The sequence below is a fragment of the Bacillus aquiflavi genome (assembly GCF_019915265.1).
In the GTDB taxonomy this organism is placed as follows: domain Bacteria; phylum Bacillota; class Bacilli; order Bacillales; family Cytobacillaceae; genus Bacillus_BT; species Bacillus_BT aquiflavi.
Genome location: NZ_CP082780.1, coordinates 1,605,186 through 1,620,747 on the forward strand (window position 1 = coordinate 1,605,186; position 15,562 = coordinate 1,620,747).

At 33.7% G+C, this 15,562-nt stretch carries 16 protein-coding genes; 14 read left to right on the plus strand and 2 right to left on the minus strand.

Features of this window, described 5'->3' with window-relative positions; translation table 11 throughout:
* Window positions 1-170: 170 nt before the first annotated feature.
* Together K6959_RS07940 and rpmG are read left to right on the plus strand one after the other, a co-directional pair.
* Complete coding sequence (locus K6959_RS07940; RefSeq protein ID WP_163241309.1) at window positions 171-1,373, plus strand: GTP-binding protein; 1,203 nt, start codon at window positions 171-173, stop codon at window positions 1,371-1,373.
* 42 nt (window positions 1,374-1,415) lie between these two features.
* Window positions 1,416-1,565 carry a 50S ribosomal protein L33 gene (rpmG, locus tag K6959_RS07945; protein WP_163241311.1) on the plus strand — a complete coding sequence of 50 codons (150 nt, stop codon included), beginning with the start codon at window positions 1,416-1,418 and terminating at the stop codon, window positions 1,563-1,565.
* Between the two features lie 57 nt (window positions 1,566-1,622).
* On the opposite strand, the gene K6959_RS07950 is transcribed toward rpmG, so the two are convergent.
* Window positions 1,623-2,801, minus strand: coding sequence for a GTP-binding protein (locus K6959_RS07950; RefSeq protein WP_163241313.1), 1,179 nt, complete (start codon window positions 2,799-2,801; stop codon window positions 1,623-1,625).
* A gap of 199 nt (window positions 2,802-3,000) precedes the next feature.
* Between K6959_RS07950 and K6959_RS07955 the strand changes: the two genes are divergently transcribed.
* The 3 genes from K6959_RS07955 to K6959_RS07965 all read left to right on the plus strand — a co-directional run bounded on the left by K6959_RS07955 (window position 3,001) and on the right by K6959_RS07965 (window position 4,474).
* On the plus strand, window positions 3,001-3,327 hold the full coding sequence (locus K6959_RS07955) for a thioredoxin family protein (protein WP_163241315.1): 327 nt from the start codon (window positions 3,001-3,003) through the stop codon (window positions 3,325-3,327).
* 230 nt (window positions 3,328-3,557) lie between these two features.
* A complete protein-coding gene (locus K6959_RS07960) occupies window positions 3,558-3,899 on the plus strand; it encodes a hypothetical protein (RefSeq protein WP_223088111.1) in 342 nt (113 codons plus the stop codon).
* 113 nt (window positions 3,900-4,012) lie between these two features.
* Window positions 4,013-4,474 (plus strand): GNAT family N-acetyltransferase, encoded by a 462-nt coding sequence (locus K6959_RS07965; RefSeq protein ID WP_223088112.1) that lies wholly within the window; start codon window positions 4,013-4,015, stop codon window positions 4,472-4,474.
* 240 nt (window positions 4,475-4,714) lie between these two features.
* Here K6959_RS07965 and K6959_RS07970 read toward each other — a convergent pair whose 3' ends face one another.
* The gene (locus tag K6959_RS07970) at window positions 4,715-5,332 is read right to left on the minus strand and encodes an undecaprenyl-diphosphatase (RefSeq protein WP_223088114.1); all 618 of its coding nucleotides are present in this window, start codon (window positions 5,330-5,332) and stop codon (window positions 4,715-4,717) included.
* Between the two features lie 564 nt (window positions 5,333-5,896).
* Here K6959_RS07970 and K6959_RS07975 point away from each other — a divergent pair.
* From K6959_RS07975 to K6959_RS08015, 9 genes are all read left to right on the plus strand, one after another.
* Window positions 5,897-6,607, plus strand: a complete 711-nt coding sequence (locus tag K6959_RS07975) for a response regulator transcription factor (protein WP_163241323.1) — start codon at window positions 5,897-5,899, stop codon at window positions 6,605-6,607.
* Window positions 6,600-7,574, plus strand: coding sequence for a sensor histidine kinase (locus K6959_RS07980; RefSeq protein ID WP_223088116.1), 975 nt, complete (start codon window positions 6,600-6,602; stop codon window positions 7,572-7,574). Before K6959_RS07975 ends, K6959_RS07980 begins: the two co-directional genes overlap by 8 nt.
* A gap of 133 nt (window positions 7,575-7,707) precedes the next feature.
* On the plus strand, window positions 7,708-8,625 hold the full coding sequence (locus tag K6959_RS07985; protein ID WP_163241327.1) for an ABC transporter ATP-binding protein: 918 nt from the start codon (window positions 7,708-7,710) through the stop codon (window positions 8,623-8,625).
* On the plus strand, window positions 8,618-9,355 hold the full coding sequence (locus tag K6959_RS07990; RefSeq protein ID WP_223088117.1) for an ABC transporter permease: 738 nt from the start codon (window positions 8,618-8,620) through the stop codon (window positions 9,353-9,355). The genes K6959_RS07985 and K6959_RS07990 overlap by 8 nt, the downstream gene beginning before the upstream one ends.
* A gap of 561 nt (window positions 9,356-9,916) precedes the next feature.
* Window positions 9,917-11,941: a sigma 54-interacting transcriptional regulator gene (locus K6959_RS07995; protein ID WP_223088119.1), complete on the plus strand. Its 2,025-nt coding sequence runs from the start codon at window positions 9,917-9,919 to the stop codon at window positions 11,939-11,941.
* A gap of 2 nt (window positions 11,942-11,943) precedes the next feature.
* Window positions 11,944-13,362, plus strand: coding sequence for a CoA-binding protein (locus K6959_RS08000; RefSeq protein WP_262421928.1), 1,419 nt, complete (start codon window positions 11,944-11,946; stop codon window positions 13,360-13,362).
* Complete coding sequence (locus K6959_RS08005; protein ID WP_163241335.1) at window positions 13,337-14,035, plus strand: CoA transferase subunit A; 699 nt, start codon at window positions 13,337-13,339, stop codon at window positions 14,033-14,035. The genes K6959_RS08000 and K6959_RS08005 overlap by 26 nt, the downstream gene beginning before the upstream one ends.
* A complete protein-coding gene (locus tag K6959_RS08010) occupies window positions 14,013-14,669 on the plus strand; it encodes a 3-oxoacid CoA-transferase subunit B (RefSeq protein ID WP_163241337.1) in 657 nt (218 codons plus the stop codon). Before K6959_RS08005 ends, K6959_RS08010 begins: the two co-directional genes overlap by 23 nt.
* A 14-nt stretch (window positions 14,670-14,683) precedes the next feature.
* Window positions 14,684-15,532, plus strand: a complete 849-nt coding sequence (locus tag K6959_RS08015; protein ID WP_223088122.1) for a 3-hydroxyacyl-CoA dehydrogenase family protein — start codon at window positions 14,684-14,686, stop codon at window positions 15,530-15,532.
* Window positions 15,533-15,562 lie beyond the last annotated feature (30 nt).

The following is a 15,562-nucleotide window of genomic DNA, read 5'->3' on the forward strand; positions in this document are numbered from 1 at the left end:
CAGCCTCAACATAAAAGGAGAATATAACTTGACATAAACACATATGTTCATTTAAAATGCAAATCGTAATGGTTTTGATTTAAATAAGCTGTAATGAACAAAGAAAGTAGAAAACGTTTCGAAAATAAATCGTAATCACTACGAATTAAAATGTATGAAGGAGAGTAATGATGAACGAGAAAAAGATCCCTGTCACAGTATTAAGTGGCTACTTAGGTGCAGGAAAAACAACGTTATTGAATTATATTTTAAAAAATCGGGATGGTTTAAAGGTAGCTGTTATTGTTAATGACATGAGCGAAATTAATGTCGATGCCGAATTGGTTAAGCAAGGTGGAGGTCTTCATAGAACGGAAGAAAAGCTTGTTGAATTATCAAATGGGTGTATTTGTTGCACGCTGCGAGAAGATTTATTAAAGGAAGTCGAGCGACTTGTGAAGTTGGGCGGCATTGATTATATCGTGATTGAATCAACTGGTATAAGCGAACCAGTACCAGTTGCGCAAACCTTTTCCTATATTGATGAAGAATTAGGAGTTGATCTAACAAAATATTGTCGACTTGATACAATGGTCACAGTTGTTGATGCGAACCGTTTTTGGCATGATTTTGCTTCTGGAGATTCATTGCTAGAAAGAAGTCAAGCCGCGGGTGAGGGAGACGAACGGACAGTAGCTGATTTGTTAATTGATCAAATTGAGTTTTGTGATGTATTAGTTTTAAACAAGTGTGACTTACTTCAGCAGGAAAAGTTAGACGAATTAGAACATTTTTTGCGAAAGCTTCAGCCTGAGGCTAAATTAATAAGATCAGTAAATGGTCAAGTACCGCCGGCAGAAATATTAAATACACGCTTATTTGATTTTGATAAAGCAAGTGAATCCGCAGGTTGGCTAAAAGAACTGCAACTACCTGAACATACTCCTGAAACTGAGGAATATGGAATTAGTTCTTTCGTCTATAGAAGTAGGATTCCATTTCATTCTGAAAGATTTGACAAATGGTTAGAGGAGATGCCAGTAGAAATTGTCAGAGCAAAAGGGATCGTGTGGTGTGCTACGAGAAATGATATTGCTCTTTTATTTTCACAATCAGGACCATCGATTCAATTAGAACCTGTTGCTTTTTGGATCGCTTCTCTTCCTCCAGAGAGACAAACTGAATACATACGGCAAAATCCGTCTGTTAAGGATGATTGGGATTTGAAGTATGGCGATCGAAAAATTGAGTTTGTTTTGATTGGGATTGATATGGATAAAGAGGTGATAAAGGCATCGTTAGATCATTGTCTGATGACAGAAGAAGAGCTAGAAGGCGATTGGAATACGTTAAAAGACCCATTTTTATGGACTGTGACTGCTGAAGCAAACTAAAAGAATGCTACAATATTTTAGATAAATTTAGGAGGAGTTAACATGAGAGTAAAAATTACATTACAATGCACAGAAACAGGAGATCGGAATTATATTACGACAAAAAATAAACGAAATAACCCGGATCGACTAGAGCTAATGAAATATTCTCCGCGTCTTAAAAGACGTACGCTTCATCGTGAAACAAAATAAAAAAATCGCGGTATTCATTAAGAATACTGCGGTTTTTTTAATTTATGAAAAGTTTAGTTAACTTTCAACAAATCTCGGAAGTGAATCGGGAAATTGCGTCCAATCTGAAAGCATTTCCTTTTCTGTTAACAAACATTGATCTAAGGAACTTGCAATTTCATTTGCATTCATCTCAATTCCGATCATAACTAATTCTGTCAATCTATCTCCGTATTGTGAATCCCATTTTTTCTGTAACTCAAAATCCTCACGGAGCATTTGTGTTTGTTCAGCTTCAGAATATTCAGCAACCCATTCACCAGCACCTTGAATTGTAATTGTTGAGCCAGCTTGCGAAAGAAGTCCGGCCATTTCATTTCTAGATGCAAGCCAGAAAAAACCTTTTGCTCTGACGACATCGATTGGCCAATTTTCTAACCAATTCATCAGTCTTTCAGGATGAAATGGCTTTTTTCTTCGATAAACAAAAGATGAAATCCCATATTCCTCAGTTTCAGGTGTATGTTCTTCATTTAATTCTTTAATCCATCCTGCAGATTGGCTGACCTTTTCGAAATCAAATTGATGAGTATTTAAAATAGCAGAAAGCTCTACTTTTGAAAAGGCGGTGGGAATTATATGAGCATCTCTATTTAATTTTTTTAAAAATGAGATGAGTTCTAATGTGTCACTTTCCTCTAGTAAATCGGTTTTATTTAAAACTATGACATTTGCAAACTCTATTTGATCAATTAATAAGTCTGAAATTTCCCGCGTATCATCTTGATTTACTCCTTGTTTCCGATCAAGAAGCGATTCACCTGAAGCATAATCCTCCCAAAATCGATTAGCATCAACGACCGTAACCATTGTATCTAGTTTGCATTTTTTAGTAAGATCAATTCCTAGTTCATGATCAATATAAGTAAAAGTTTGGGCTACAGGAATAGGTTCACTTATACCCGATGATTCGATTACAATATAATCGATCCCACCATTATCGATCATTTTATCAACTTCTTTTATTAAATCTTCTCTTAAAGTGCAACAAATACAGCCGTTTTGCAGTTCGATTAATTTTTCCTCAGTTCTTGCAAAGCCGGCGTTTTTCACAAGCTTTGCATCGATATTCACTTCGCTCATATCATTGACAATAACTGCTATTCTTAAATTATTTTCATTTGAAAGAATCTCATTTAGTAAAGTTGTTTTTCCAGCCCCTAAATAACCGCTTAAAACGGTAACTGGTATTTTCATATGATTTCCGCCTCCGTAATAATTATGATTACGAATTATAGTTTAACTTAACTTAGTTTGTTTTGTAAATAGTAATAATTACGATTTATAACTAAGTATATTTTAAATCCTTAAAGAAGAAAATATATGAAAGAACATGTATAATTTTTTTACAAGTATTCATTTTGAATTATTACTATGAAAGTAGAGGACGAATAAAATGAACATCGTACATTCATTAGAAGAAATTAAATCAACAATTAACGAAAACCAATTGACTCTTCTTTACATTTCAAGAGATAATTGTTCTGTCTGTCATTCATTGCTCCCTCAAGTTGAACGTGTATTGGAAAACTACCCATCTGTTGTTTCTATTCATGCGGATGCAGATGAGATTCCTGCAATTGCAGGGGAGTATTCAATTTTTACAGTTCCTGTTGTTATTGTCTTTGCAGCAGGGAAGGAAATGATTAGAAAAGCAAGATTCGTACCGATTGAGGAATTAAATGCACAAATTTCTAGACTTGTAACTCTTATAAATGATTAATAATGAATAAAATTTATCGGAGATTTTCTCTCATAGAAAACTAGAAATTAACAACAGACTTGTGACATACGAACTCATGAACGGTATGTTCTATTCGCTCCCACTACGACTGACAAGCGTTTTCAACTATTAGAAGCAAATCGATTTATAGTAATAACCTTGTCTAAGATATTATGAAAGTGGAGTGACTCATGAAAAGAAAGTATGATGATTTAAACACTGAATGAAAGATGCGGAATTTAGATCGCTATTTCACAAAACTTTCAAATGAAGAGATAAATAAAATACTTTTCAATGATCCAACCGTATTAGATTATATCCAATTTTCACTTGAAATTGGTTGGGGGACAATTGGGGAAATGCATGATGCTATTTATAGTGGTTTAATCGAAACAGATGATATTTATGATCCTAGTACAGCTAAGGAACAAAAAAATATTGTCCTCTTTGGAGATGATTTTTCTGGATACTGTGGAGGATTTATGAAGGATGAGTGGAAATTAGTAGAGATTGATCACTCTGCAGAAATGATTGATTTACAAATGACATTTGATCAATTTATAAGGGGATAATTCCAAGAGTATTTTGAAATATACGATCAGAATCATGATAACGATAATTCCTAATTATTTTAGCTTTACTTTATTCAACGATAAAATTTATTTAATATTGAGGAGCTCTCATCATGAAATTAGAAACGAAAAGGCTAAGTATTATCCCATGTACGAAACAAACAATTGAAATCGCAATGAAGCAAAATTATGATCATGGACCACAAATTCAAACTTATTTAGAGCTGTTAAAAGAAGATCCGTCCTTATTGTACTGGGGTGTTTGGCTTGTCATCCGAAAAAACGATGGAGTTATCATTGGCGATATCGGTTTTAAAGGAAAACCGGATAAGAATAAGACAGTTGAAGTCGGGTATGGTTTTCTTGAAAGCTTTTGGAATCAGGGTTATGCGACAGAAGCTGTCGGAGCATTAATTAAATGGGCTTTTGATACATCAAAAGTGAAGAAAGTAGTAGCTGAAACACTGCAAAATAATTATGGATCTATGCGAGTTTTAGAAAAGCTTGGCATGATAAAAGTGAACGAAACAAAAACAATGATTAATTGGAAAATAAAGCAAAACTTCACTCGGTAATTAGTTAAACCATTTCTCATTTGAAGCAGATGTCCTCAGACTGATTGCAAACGCTTGTCAGTCAATGCGGAGCAACGAGGCGGGAGCGAATAGAATACGTTCATAAAGTTCGTTTGTCAACAGTTTGAAATACCGTTAGGATTTCCTAACGGTATTATTTAAACTTGATTACTGATATCAAAAAGCGTAGTTATCATTAGGACGTTTTCTTTTTTAATTATATATAGAAACACCGTTGCACTAAAAGTTTTTGTACTTATCTTTTGAATGAGATTTATATTTAGCAGGGAGAAAAAAATCCTCCACTTTTTCATAGGCGTGAAGTAAATTTTTTAAAAAAGTAAGTTTTGGAGTCATCCAGTAACTTAAAATGGCTGAAGTTATGCCAAAAAGGCCTCCGAAGACGATATCAATAGGATAGTGAACCCCTACCAATATTCGAGAAATACCTACAAAGCATGCAATGATAAGCCACAACCAGCCTTCTTTTTTGCGTACTAACCAAATTGAAAAACAGATAGAGAAAAACAGGATTGTATGGTCACTTGGAAATGAATTATCAATCGCATGATCGATTAGTTGATTTACATTAGGCAGATCAGCGAATGGTTGATGATGAGAATAAAATAAGCCAGATATTTTTCCTGCGATTTCAGCCAATATAAATGCAATAACTGCCTGAATGATCATCATTCTATTTTGTTTAGTTCGAGTAAACCAATAAATAACCATGCCTAAAGCAAGAATATACAACATATATTCCGCAAAAAAAATTGCAATCGGATTAAGGAAAGAAGATTGATTTCCTAAGTTATTAATCATCCGAAATACGTCAATATTTATTTGAGAAACGGACATTTTGACATCTCCTCTTCTATAGTAGTTGTAAACGATAAAATGACAAAGCGAGCAAATCGGTTAGAAAAATCCAATCAGTAAGCAAACCAAATTGAATTTTTTCAGGATATCTTATTCTTGTTTTTAATTATAGGCATCACTTTTTAACATCCTCTTAATCATTTCTTAACCATTTCTTAATAATAGTTCAGGCAAATGTTAAAAGGAGTTCTTGACGTTAAAAATATAGAGGAGATAATGGAAATAGGAAGCTAAATACGGTTAGTTCCAGTAATGAAGAATGATGATCTTTAAATGATCTAAATTAACTGTTGTTGAACAGACAGGCAGTAAAAGATTCTCTGCTTAAGCAACGATTTTATTACGTCTTTTTTTACTAAATAAGCCTTAATAATCATCATTAAAATGAACAACTATTTAGGACAGATTTGACAGAAAACGGACACTTTTGCAAAATAATATTAAGTCTTTAAGAGTTTTAGATGAGGCAAGCCTATTTTTTGACGATTAGGCTTTTGTAGTTTTAAAGGGTTAGTTTACATTTTAAAAAAGCAGGTGAAAAAAATGGAGGACGTACGAGTACTTGTAGCAGATGATGAAAAAGAAATAAGAAATTTATTAAAAAAGTATCTTGAAAGAGAGTTATATAAAGTAGATGTAGCAGTTAACGGAGAGGAAGCGCTAAAATTATTTGCTCAAAATAAATATAACCTGATTATTTTAGATATTATGATGCCTAAAATAGATGGTGTAGAAGTGTGTAGAAAACTTCGAGATCAAACGAATGTTCCGATATTGATGCTAACAGCTAAAGATACAGAGGTTGATAAAATTTTAGGACTGACAATCGGAGCCGATGATTATATTACTAAGCCGTTTAGTATGAATGAATTCATCGCTAGAATTAAAGCTCATATGAGACGGTATTTAATACTTGGGAGCGAACAACATCATGAAGATAAATCCACCATTAAATTTAAAGGTTTAACGATCAACCTAAAAACATACACAGTCACTAAAAACGAAAAAGAGATTTCGTTAACAGCAAAAGAGCTGAAATTATTAAAGTTCTTTGTCTCCCATCCTGAACAAGTGTTTACGAAGACGCAATTATTTCGCAATGCATGGGGAGATCATTATATTGAAGATGATAACACAGTCATGGTTCATATAAGGAAACTTAGAAAGAAAATCGAAGATGACCCTTCTAACCCAAAATATATACAGACTGTTTGGGGGATAGGCTACAAGTTTACTGGTGAGAGAGATGAATAAAGATAAAATGATCATCTTACTGTTTCTTCAATTTATCGTCATTAATATCCTATTGTTGATAAATATCAATGCTCATCCTTTATCTTTTTTAGAATGGGCATTGTTCATTGCACTTTTTTTAATAACAGCCATTCTCTTTGCAAAAAAACTCCATGATGACAAAAATTTAAAGCATACAATTAACCAGTTAAAGCGGGCAAATAGCGGAAGCTTGAATACAAGGTTATTTGCCAACGGCGATCACCTATTTAATCAGTTCATTTTTGCGATTAACGAATTAATTCAACAACTTGAAAAAGTTCAAATCCAAACAATTAAAAGCCAAATATCAAGAAAAAGACTCCTATCTAGTATTTCACATGATATTCGAACACCCCTTACCTCCATTATCGGCTATATAGATGCACTAAAAGATAATATAGCAGTTTCAGAACAAGAGAAGCAGGAATATTTTGAGATTATTGCAAAGAAAGCAAATGGGTTAAAAGATTTGATTGAAGAAATTTTTAATTTAGCTAAGCTTGATGCGGATGAAATTCCGATAAAGGAAGAATATCTTGATTTCTCGGAAGCTGTTAGGGAGTCATTGATTGAATTTTTACCAGTAATTCAAAAAGAGGGAATGAGTATAGAGGTTACAATTCCAGAAACAAAATGTTATATCTTTGCCGACCGACTGAGCATAGCAAGAATTATCAATAATATAATAAAGAATGCGATTCAACATGGAAAGAAAGGGAAAATAATTGGAATTGAGATGATAGAAACTCACGATGCTTATCAACTAAATATTTGGGATAAAGGACCAGGTATTCCGAAAGCTGATATAGGAAATGTGTTTGAAAGAATGTATCGAAGTGACCAATCAAGAAATCAATTAAATGGAGGCAGTGGATTAGGACTAGCTATTGCTAAAGCTTTAGCAGAAAAGAATAGAGGAGAAATATGGGCAGAAAGTATTCCTTGAAAAAAAACTACATTCAGTCTTTCTTTTCCTAAATCGGACTTTAAGAAACAGTTAAGAAATAGTTAATAGGCAATTAAATGTTGATCGATACAATTAAAGATAAATAGTCGAGGGAAAAAAGAGGGTGTTGCAGTTGGCGGTCATTAAAACAACAAATTTAACGAAAATTTATGGAAAGCAAAAATCAGTAGATGGCCTCAATATGACAGTAAATCAAGGTGAAATCTATGGTTTTTTAGGTCGAAACGGAGCTGGTAAAACGACCACTATTAGAATGTTATTAGGACTAATAAAACCTACTAACGGACAAATTGAGATATTCGGCGAAAACTTATTGAAAAATCAAAAGGAAATTTTAAGAAGAATTGGCTCAATTGTTGAAGTGCCCGGATTTTATGAAAATCTTACAGGGAAAGAAAATTTACTTATTAATGCAAAAATTATTGGTGTTCATAAGAAAAATGCGATTGAGGAAGCACTGCAGACTGTTGGGCTTCAGAATGAAACAAAAAAGCTAGTAGGACAATATTCTTTAGGGATGAAACAGAGATTAGGAATTGCGAGAGCTCTTCTTCATTATCCAGAGCTTTTAATTCTCGATGAGCCTACAAACGGTTTGGATCCGATTAGCATTAAGGAGATGCGGAGGCTGATTAAATCACTAGCCGAAGAGAGAAATATAACGATATTAATATCCAGCCATATTTTATCAGAAATAGAACAACTAGTTGACCGTATCGGGATCATTCATAAAGGAAAGCTATTGGAAGAAGTGACATTCGATTATCTTCGAAAAAAGAATCGTAAATACATTGAGTTCCAAGTTTCTAATGACAATAAAGCAACAATGCTTCTCGAGCAACACTTCCATATTTTTGATTATGAAGTGCATGATGAAGGAAATATTCGTATATACTCTCACTTTGGACAACAAGCTGAAATTAATAAATTGTTCGTTCAAAATGATATTGACGTAGTAAAGATTGCAATGAGTGAAGATAAACTCGAAGACTACTTTACAAGACTAGTTGGGGGTGACACGATTGGCTAATTTATTATTCACAGAATTTTTAAAATTAAAACGTGCTAAAATGATTATCATTAGTATTCTTGGAGCTGCTGTCGCCCCCTTTATCGTCGTTGTCGCTACATATGTACATATGAAAACGAAACAACCTACTGAAGCAATTTTATTTGAAGAACTATTTTACCAAACTAATTTATATACAGTTTTAGTCATCGGAGTCCCTTTATATGGAGTTGTTACAGCTTTTCTTTTTAATCGTGAATATACGGAAGATACATTGAAAAATCTTCTGACGATCCCAGTTCCGCGAATAAGCTTTATTATAAGTAAAATTCTTCTCTTATTCATATGGATTACGATGTTAACCTTAGTTTCTTGGGGATTTACTTTACTATTGGGAGTACTAGGGCAGTTTGAAGGTTTAAGTTTCTCATTAATTGGAGAATCTTTCAAGCAGTTTTTTACAGGCGGATTCCTTCTTTTTATTCTTTCAATGCCAATTATTTTTATCACACTTGTCATGAAAAATTATGTACCAACGATTATATTTACAATTGTGATTACATTGATCAATATCATGACAGCAAATTCAGAACATAGAGATTTGTTTCCTTGGGCAGCTGCTGGAGATATAGCAAATAATACGTTGCTTTCAACATATCCTCCACAGTATTCGTATATTGCGATCATTTTCACTTCTATTATCGGATTTATCGCAACCATCGTTTACTTAAAAAAAATAGATATTCATTAATATTACTTTTATCAATTTCAAATAAAGAAGCTAAAAACCGCTAATCGGTCTTTAGCTTCTTTTTGGTGCGCCGGGCATGCACACTTTTATAGGGTTGAAGCCCCGAACTGTGAAGGCAGTAGTAACAGGTTAGCTTAGGGTGTCTAGGGTGACCTAGAATCTGAAGGAAGTCGTATGAAGCAAACATATCGTCATGGTTCAAAGGCGTGTAAGACTACAGTTCACACGAATGAGGCTAACACAACAATATAATGTTTAACATAGCTTTTTTAAAAAAATGTGTGCGATTGAAGCTTACATTTCGCTTAATGTTGAAAAAATGCAACAAAAAAAGTCTGAATGCCTATATTTCCTTCATTTCGACATAGTTTTCACTTTAAATCGTCATTTTGTTGCAGAACCACAACGATGATGTTGTTGTTTTGCAACAAATTTACATGATAACATAAAAAAACATCATCATAATTTAAATATTTGTCGAATTAACTAGTATTTTAGAGTTGGCACAGTAATTGCATAAATAATGATTGAGTGCATTAAGCACTAAGGAGAAGTGAAGAGATGATAGTTAAGGAAGTTATGGCGAGGACTTCTTTAAAGTTTTATGAAAATGACTTAATTGAGGAAGTGGCAAAGTCTTTAGTAAAACAAAGTCTTAAAGGGGGATTGGTATATAACCATTTTGACAGTCTAATCGGAGTATTTACGGAAACTGAAATTTTATTCGGGTTACAAAGTAGACAAACACGTTTAAAAGAAATATTGTTGCCTTCATTCAAAATGATAGAAGAAACAGCAAAAATAAATGAAGTAGATTTTGGACTAAATTGTATGAATCCAGTAATGAATCGTGAAGGAGTCATTGTTGGATATATAACAAAAGAACAATATCTTGAAGCATACGCAAAAAATACACAAATTCAATTAAAACATTTAGATGCCATTTTTAACTCTACTCATAACGGGATTTTGTCGATCGATGCGACAGGTAACATAACTTCAATAAATCCTCCAGCGGAAAAAATGGCTAAAACGACAAAAGAGAAAGCAATTGGTGAATTTTTAACTGACGTGGTTCTTCCAGCGGGATTATTAGAAGTAGTTAGAACAGGAAAAGGTCACACAGAAAAATATCGTGCGGGAAAACGGACTTATATTACGAACAGATCACCAATTATAGATGAAAACAAAGTAATCGGCGCAGTAGGTGTTTTTCAAGACATATCTGATATTGAATTTATATCTAACGAATTAGAAACAGTAAAACAAATTGTGAATGAGCTAGATACGATTATTAATACATCAAATGACGGAATTTGTATTATGAATAATCAGTATAACATCATTAAAATGAATAAAAAATTTTCGCGAATTTTTCAATTAACGAATAAAGATAATTACCATCTATCCGATATATCAGGTAACATAGAACAGTTTATTCACGGTGTCATAAAAAGCAGAAAAGCTAGTTCTATCCTTAAAAAGAATATGATCATTTCGGCAACTCCAATCTTAGATCACAAAAAAAATGTAAATAGAGTCGTCATTAACGTTAAAGATATGACTGAAATGGAAAGTTTACGTGATGAGCTAGCCAAGACGAAGAAAATATTGAGTTCTTTAAATCATCAAAATGAAAGCGGTTTTATTTATTGTTCACCTACTATGAAAAATTTAATTAAAACCGTGCATCAAGTGGCAAATGTTGATGTTACAGTGCTGTTAACTGGTGAGTCAGGCGTGGGAAAGGGGGAAATTGCTAATTTAATCTGGAGATCTAGTCAAAGAAAAGACCAACCGTTTGTTAAAGTGAACTGCGGAGCAATTCCAGAGTCATTAATTGAATCCGAATTATTTGGATACGAACCAGGTGCTTTTACGGGGGCATCTAGGAAAGGAAAAAAAGGTTTCTTTGAACAATCTGATGGGGGAACGATCTTTCTAGATGAAATAGGAGAAATCCCACAACATTTACAAGTGAAGCTGTTGAGAGTTCTTCAAGAAATGGAGATTACAAGAATTGGCGCTGAAAAATCTAAAAAAATTGATACTCGTATTATTGCAGCTACAAATAAAGACTTAGAAAAGCTAGTAATTGAAGGGATTTTTAGAGAGGATTTATTTTACCGTTTAAATGTCATACCAATTAAAGTACCTTCATTACGAAGAAGAAAAGAAGATATACCTATATTGATTGATTATTACTTGAAAAAATTCTCTGTAAAATACAATAAAAATGTAGATTTTTCAAATGACGCAATTAAAGCGTTTATGAATCATGATTGGCCTGGTAATGTAAGGGAGTTAGTCAACATGATTGAAAGGATTTTTGTCACGACGACATCATCTGTTGTGCAATATGATGATCTCGTACAACTTTTAAACTTAGAACCAGATCTTTCAATATCAGAGTTTGTTACTGTAAATCAAATTTTTCCTTTAAAGGCTGCTGTAGAAGAGTTGGAAAAACAACTTATTGCAAAAGCGCTACAAAAAGAAAAAACATATCGTAAAGCAGCCAAATTATTAGAAGTAAATGCATCTACTATAGTAAGAAAAATTCAAAAATATGAAAAGGGAAATTGATGATGAGTAAGCTTAATCGTTTTATTTCACCAAAAACTATTGCCGTGATCGGTGCATCAGAAAATTTGCAAAAAAGCGCTGGCAGAGTATTAGTGAATTTAATGAAAACTAATTTTAAAGGTGAAATATTTTTAGTTAATCCAAAATATGAAAATATTTTAGGAATGAGGTGTTATCATTCAATATTACAAATTGAAGAACAGGTCGATTTAGCCTGCATCATTGTTCCAGCTAAAAACGTGCCAATTGTGATGGAGAGCTGTATTGAAAAAGGTGTAAAAGCAGTAATGATTTTGAGTTCTGGATTTTCAGAGAACGGTATTGAAGGACGTAAGCTGGAAGAATCAATACATCGGATGATTAAAGGGAAGGATATTGCTGTTTATGGTCCAAATGCTCCGGGTCTTTTTTCATACTGTAAGCAATGGGGAATATCGTTTTCTCCAAGATTTGAACCTAAACAATTTAGACGTGGGAACGTCGGTTTAATTAGTCACGGGGGAAGTTTGGGAAGAGCGATTATTGATTCAAATGAAAAGGGGATTGGATTTAGTTATTGGTTTTCTCCAGGAAATGAAATTGATGTGAACTTCAATGACTGTCTTGAGTTTTTAATAGATGACCCGCATACACAGACTATTTTACTTGTTATCGAAAGCTTTTTTGAGGAAAAAAGGTTTTTTGATTTAATTCATAAAGCTTATGAGAAAAATAAACCGGTTATTTTATTATCGATTGGTACGACAAATGAGTCTATCTCTGCGATTCGTTTCCATTTAGGAAAGGAAATGAAAACCCCTTTTCCGTGGGAAGTGATTCAACACCCCGGGCTCATTAAAGTGGATTCAATTGATGAAATCGTCTCCCTTGCTTGGTTATTTGAATATTATCAACAAATGAGGGGAATTAGGACCGTTGTTTTCTCATGGGCCGGCGGGGCATCTATCTATTTAGCTGATTTATGTAAAAGAAATCATATTCATTTACCTGACTTATCTAATAAACTTAAAAGAAAATTTGCGGAACTAATTAAAATTAAAGATTACTATATCAATCCGTTAGATTTAACGACGACTGTATATGATGATTTAACTTTGCTTTCAGATTGTCTTAACTATATTTCCGAATCAGAGGAGTTTGACAATATTATTGTCCTGTTTCCGTTTCAGGTTGACTATCAAAATGAATTTTTAGCAAAAGAAATATTAAAAATTATTGTAGAAAAGGAAAAGATCATCATCCCGATCTTTTTATCACAAGGTTATCAAAATGAATTATCTTTAGACTTAATTAAAGAAAAGAAACTTCCTTACTTTGTCAATGAACAAACAGCAATAAAAGTATTATCGAAATTTTTGGAATATAAAGGCTTTTCTGATGAATGGGGGAAGAAAGATGGAAAAGCTCATTCAAATAAATGAGGCAATAAATTTAATAAATAGCGATGATGTATTACTTGTTGGAGGCTTTGGCTTGTCTGGAACTCCACTAACGTTAATAGATGCTATTGCCGCAGATGAGACGAAAGGGAACTTTACAGTTATTAGCAATAATTTAGGGGAAGAAGGAAGAGGTTTAGGAAAGCTTTTAATCAAGGGAAAATTAAAAAAAGTAGTTGGCTCTTATTTTACAACGAACCGTGATGCAGTAAAAGCATGGTCTAAAGGGATACTCGAAATCGAATTAATTCCACAAGGAACACTTGCTGAAGCAATTAGATGCGGGGGAGCGGGCATCGGAGGTTTTTATACGAAGACCGCAGTAGGGACGAAATTGGCTGAAGGAAAAGAGCATAAGATGATTGATGGTGAAACTTTTGTATTTGAAAAAGCAATCAAGGGTGATGTTGCTCTTATAAAAGCTTTAAAGGCTGATCGGTTAGGGAACCTTATTTATGATAAAACAGCGAGAAACTTTAATCCGCTCATGGCGACTGCCGCTAAGAAAGTGATTGCGGAAGTCGATGAAGTTGTTGAAGTAGGAGAAATTTCACCAGATGAAGTCATTACTCCACACCTTCATGTCGATTATCTCGTTTTAAGTCACGATCGGAAGAAAGGAGGAAGTTTACATGCTAAGAAAAGAGAATATTAGAGTCAAAATTGCCAAAAGAGCCGCGGCTGAACTTCATAATGGTGAAATTGTAAATCTTGGCGTGGGAATTCCAACTCTTATTCCCGATTTTTTAGGAGATAAAAAAGTATATCTTCATTCTGAAAACGGACTTCTCGGTATCGGTCCTACTCCTCCAGAAGACGAACGAGATATGAATTTAATTAGTGCGAGTAAAGAGCCGATTACGATGGACTTAGGTGCTTCGCTTTTTGATAGCTCTATTTCCTTTAATATGATTCGCGGCGGTCATATTGATGTTGCCATAATGGGTGCCCTTCAAATTGATCAAACGGGAGAAGTTGCAAATTGGGCGGTTCCAGAGGGAACTATTTTAGGAGTCGGCGGAGCGATGGATTTAATGGCGGGGGCAAAAAAGATTATTATTGCGTCCACTCATTTGGCGAAAAACGGAAAGTCAAAGCTAGTAAAAAAGTTGACATACCCTAGCAGTAGTAAAAGAAAGGTTGAAATGGTCATTACTGAACATGGTGTGTTTGAATTTCACGACGGAAAGATGATTTTGACTGAAATGACTTCAAACCTTTCAATAGAACAATTAAAAGAGATAACAGAAGCGGAATTTGATCTTTCAGACAAGTTAAAACTAGATTAACGAGGAGAAGAATAATGAAAACAATTACAGTGATCGGTGCTGGAACGATGGGAAGAGGAATTGCATACACATCCGCAATTTCGGGTTATAAAGTATTTGTACATGATATTAGTAAAGAAACACTCAAGCAAGCAAAAGAAGCGATTGAAAATCTTCTAGATCGCAGTGTTGAAAACGGATTTTTAAAGAAAGAAACAGCAGAAATTGCAAAAAGAAATTTAAATTTTGAAGAGGATATGAACATTGCTGCAAAAGAAGCTGATTTAGTTATTGAAGCTGTTTTAGAGAAAATCGATTTAAAGATTGCAATTTTTCAAAAACTCGATCAAATATGCTCGAAACACACAATTTTAGCGACAAACACTTCAACGATGAGTCCAACTGAAATTGCAGCACAAACATCACGGCCAGATCGCTGTGTTGCCATGCATTTTTTTAATCCAGTGCACAAAATGAAATTAGTAGAAATTATTAAAGGGTTGGAAACTACCGAAGACACCGTGGCAAAAGTAAAAGCAGCAGCTGAAAAAATGAACAAAGAAACGGTTGAAATTAATGAATTTCCTGGATTTGTGACGAGTAGAATGAATTGTTTAATTGGAAATGAAGCAATGAATATGTTAATGGAGGGAGTTGCATCCGCGGCAGATATCGATAAAGCGATTAAGCTTGGAATAAACCATCCGATGGGTCCGCTTGAGCTTGCGGATTTGGTCGGATTAGATACGCGGTTAAGAAATATGGAATATTTATATAAAACGCTTGGTGAAAAATATCGTCCAAGTCCGATTCTCATCAAATATGTTAAAGCAGGACGTTTTGGTAGAAAAACTGGTAAAGGTTTTTATGATTATAACAAATAGTAAAAATAGAAAAATAAAAAGAGAGAGGAA

Excerpts from the sequence above, each read along its gene's own strand:
- K6959_RS07940 (WP_163241309.1), top strand. The coding sequence starts at position 171 with ATGAACGAGAAAAAGATCCCTGTCACAGTATTAAGTGGCTACTTAGGT.
- rpmG (WP_163241311.1), top strand. The coding sequence starts at position 1,416 with ATGAGAGTAAAAATTACATTACAATGCACAGAAACAGGAGATCGGAAT.
- K6959_RS07950 (WP_163241313.1), bottom strand. The coding sequence starts at position 2,801 with ATGAAAATACCAGTTACCGTTTTAAGCGGTTATTTAGGGGCTGGAAAA.
- K6959_RS07955 (WP_163241315.1), top strand. The coding sequence starts at position 3,001 with ATGAACATCGTACATTCATTAGAAGAAATTAAATCAACAATTAACGAA.
- K6959_RS07960 (WP_223088111.1), top strand. The coding sequence starts at position 3,558 with ATGCGGAATTTAGATCGCTATTTCACAAAACTTTCAAATGAAGAGATA.
- K6959_RS07965 (WP_223088112.1), top strand. The coding sequence starts at position 4,013 with ATGAAATTAGAAACGAAAAGGCTAAGTATTATCCCATGTACGAAACAA.
- K6959_RS07970 (WP_223088114.1), bottom strand. The coding sequence starts at position 5,332 with ATGTCCGTTTCTCAAATAAATATTGACGTATTTCGGATGATTAATAAC.
- K6959_RS07975 (WP_163241323.1), top strand. The coding sequence starts at position 5,897 with ATGGAGGACGTACGAGTACTTGTAGCAGATGATGAAAAAGAAATAAGA.
- K6959_RS07980 (WP_223088116.1), top strand. The coding sequence starts at position 6,600 with ATGAATAAAGATAAAATGATCATCTTACTGTTTCTTCAATTTATCGTC.
- K6959_RS07995 (WP_223088119.1), top strand. The coding sequence starts at position 9,917 with ATGATAGTTAAGGAAGTTATGGCGAGGACTTCTTTAAAGTTTTATGAA.
- K6959_RS08000 (WP_262421928.1), top strand. The coding sequence starts at position 11,944 with ATGAGTAAGCTTAATCGTTTTATTTCACCAAAAACTATTGCCGTGATC.
- K6959_RS08005 (WP_163241335.1), top strand. The coding sequence starts at position 13,337 with ATGGAAAAGCTCATTCAAATAAATGAGGCAATAAATTTAATAAATAGC.
- K6959_RS08010 (WP_163241337.1), top strand. The coding sequence starts at position 14,013 with ATGCTAAGAAAAGAGAATATTAGAGTCAAAATTGCCAAAAGAGCCGCG.
- K6959_RS08015 (WP_223088122.1), top strand. The coding sequence starts at position 14,684 with ATGAAAACAATTACAGTGATCGGTGCTGGAACGATGGGAAGAGGAATT.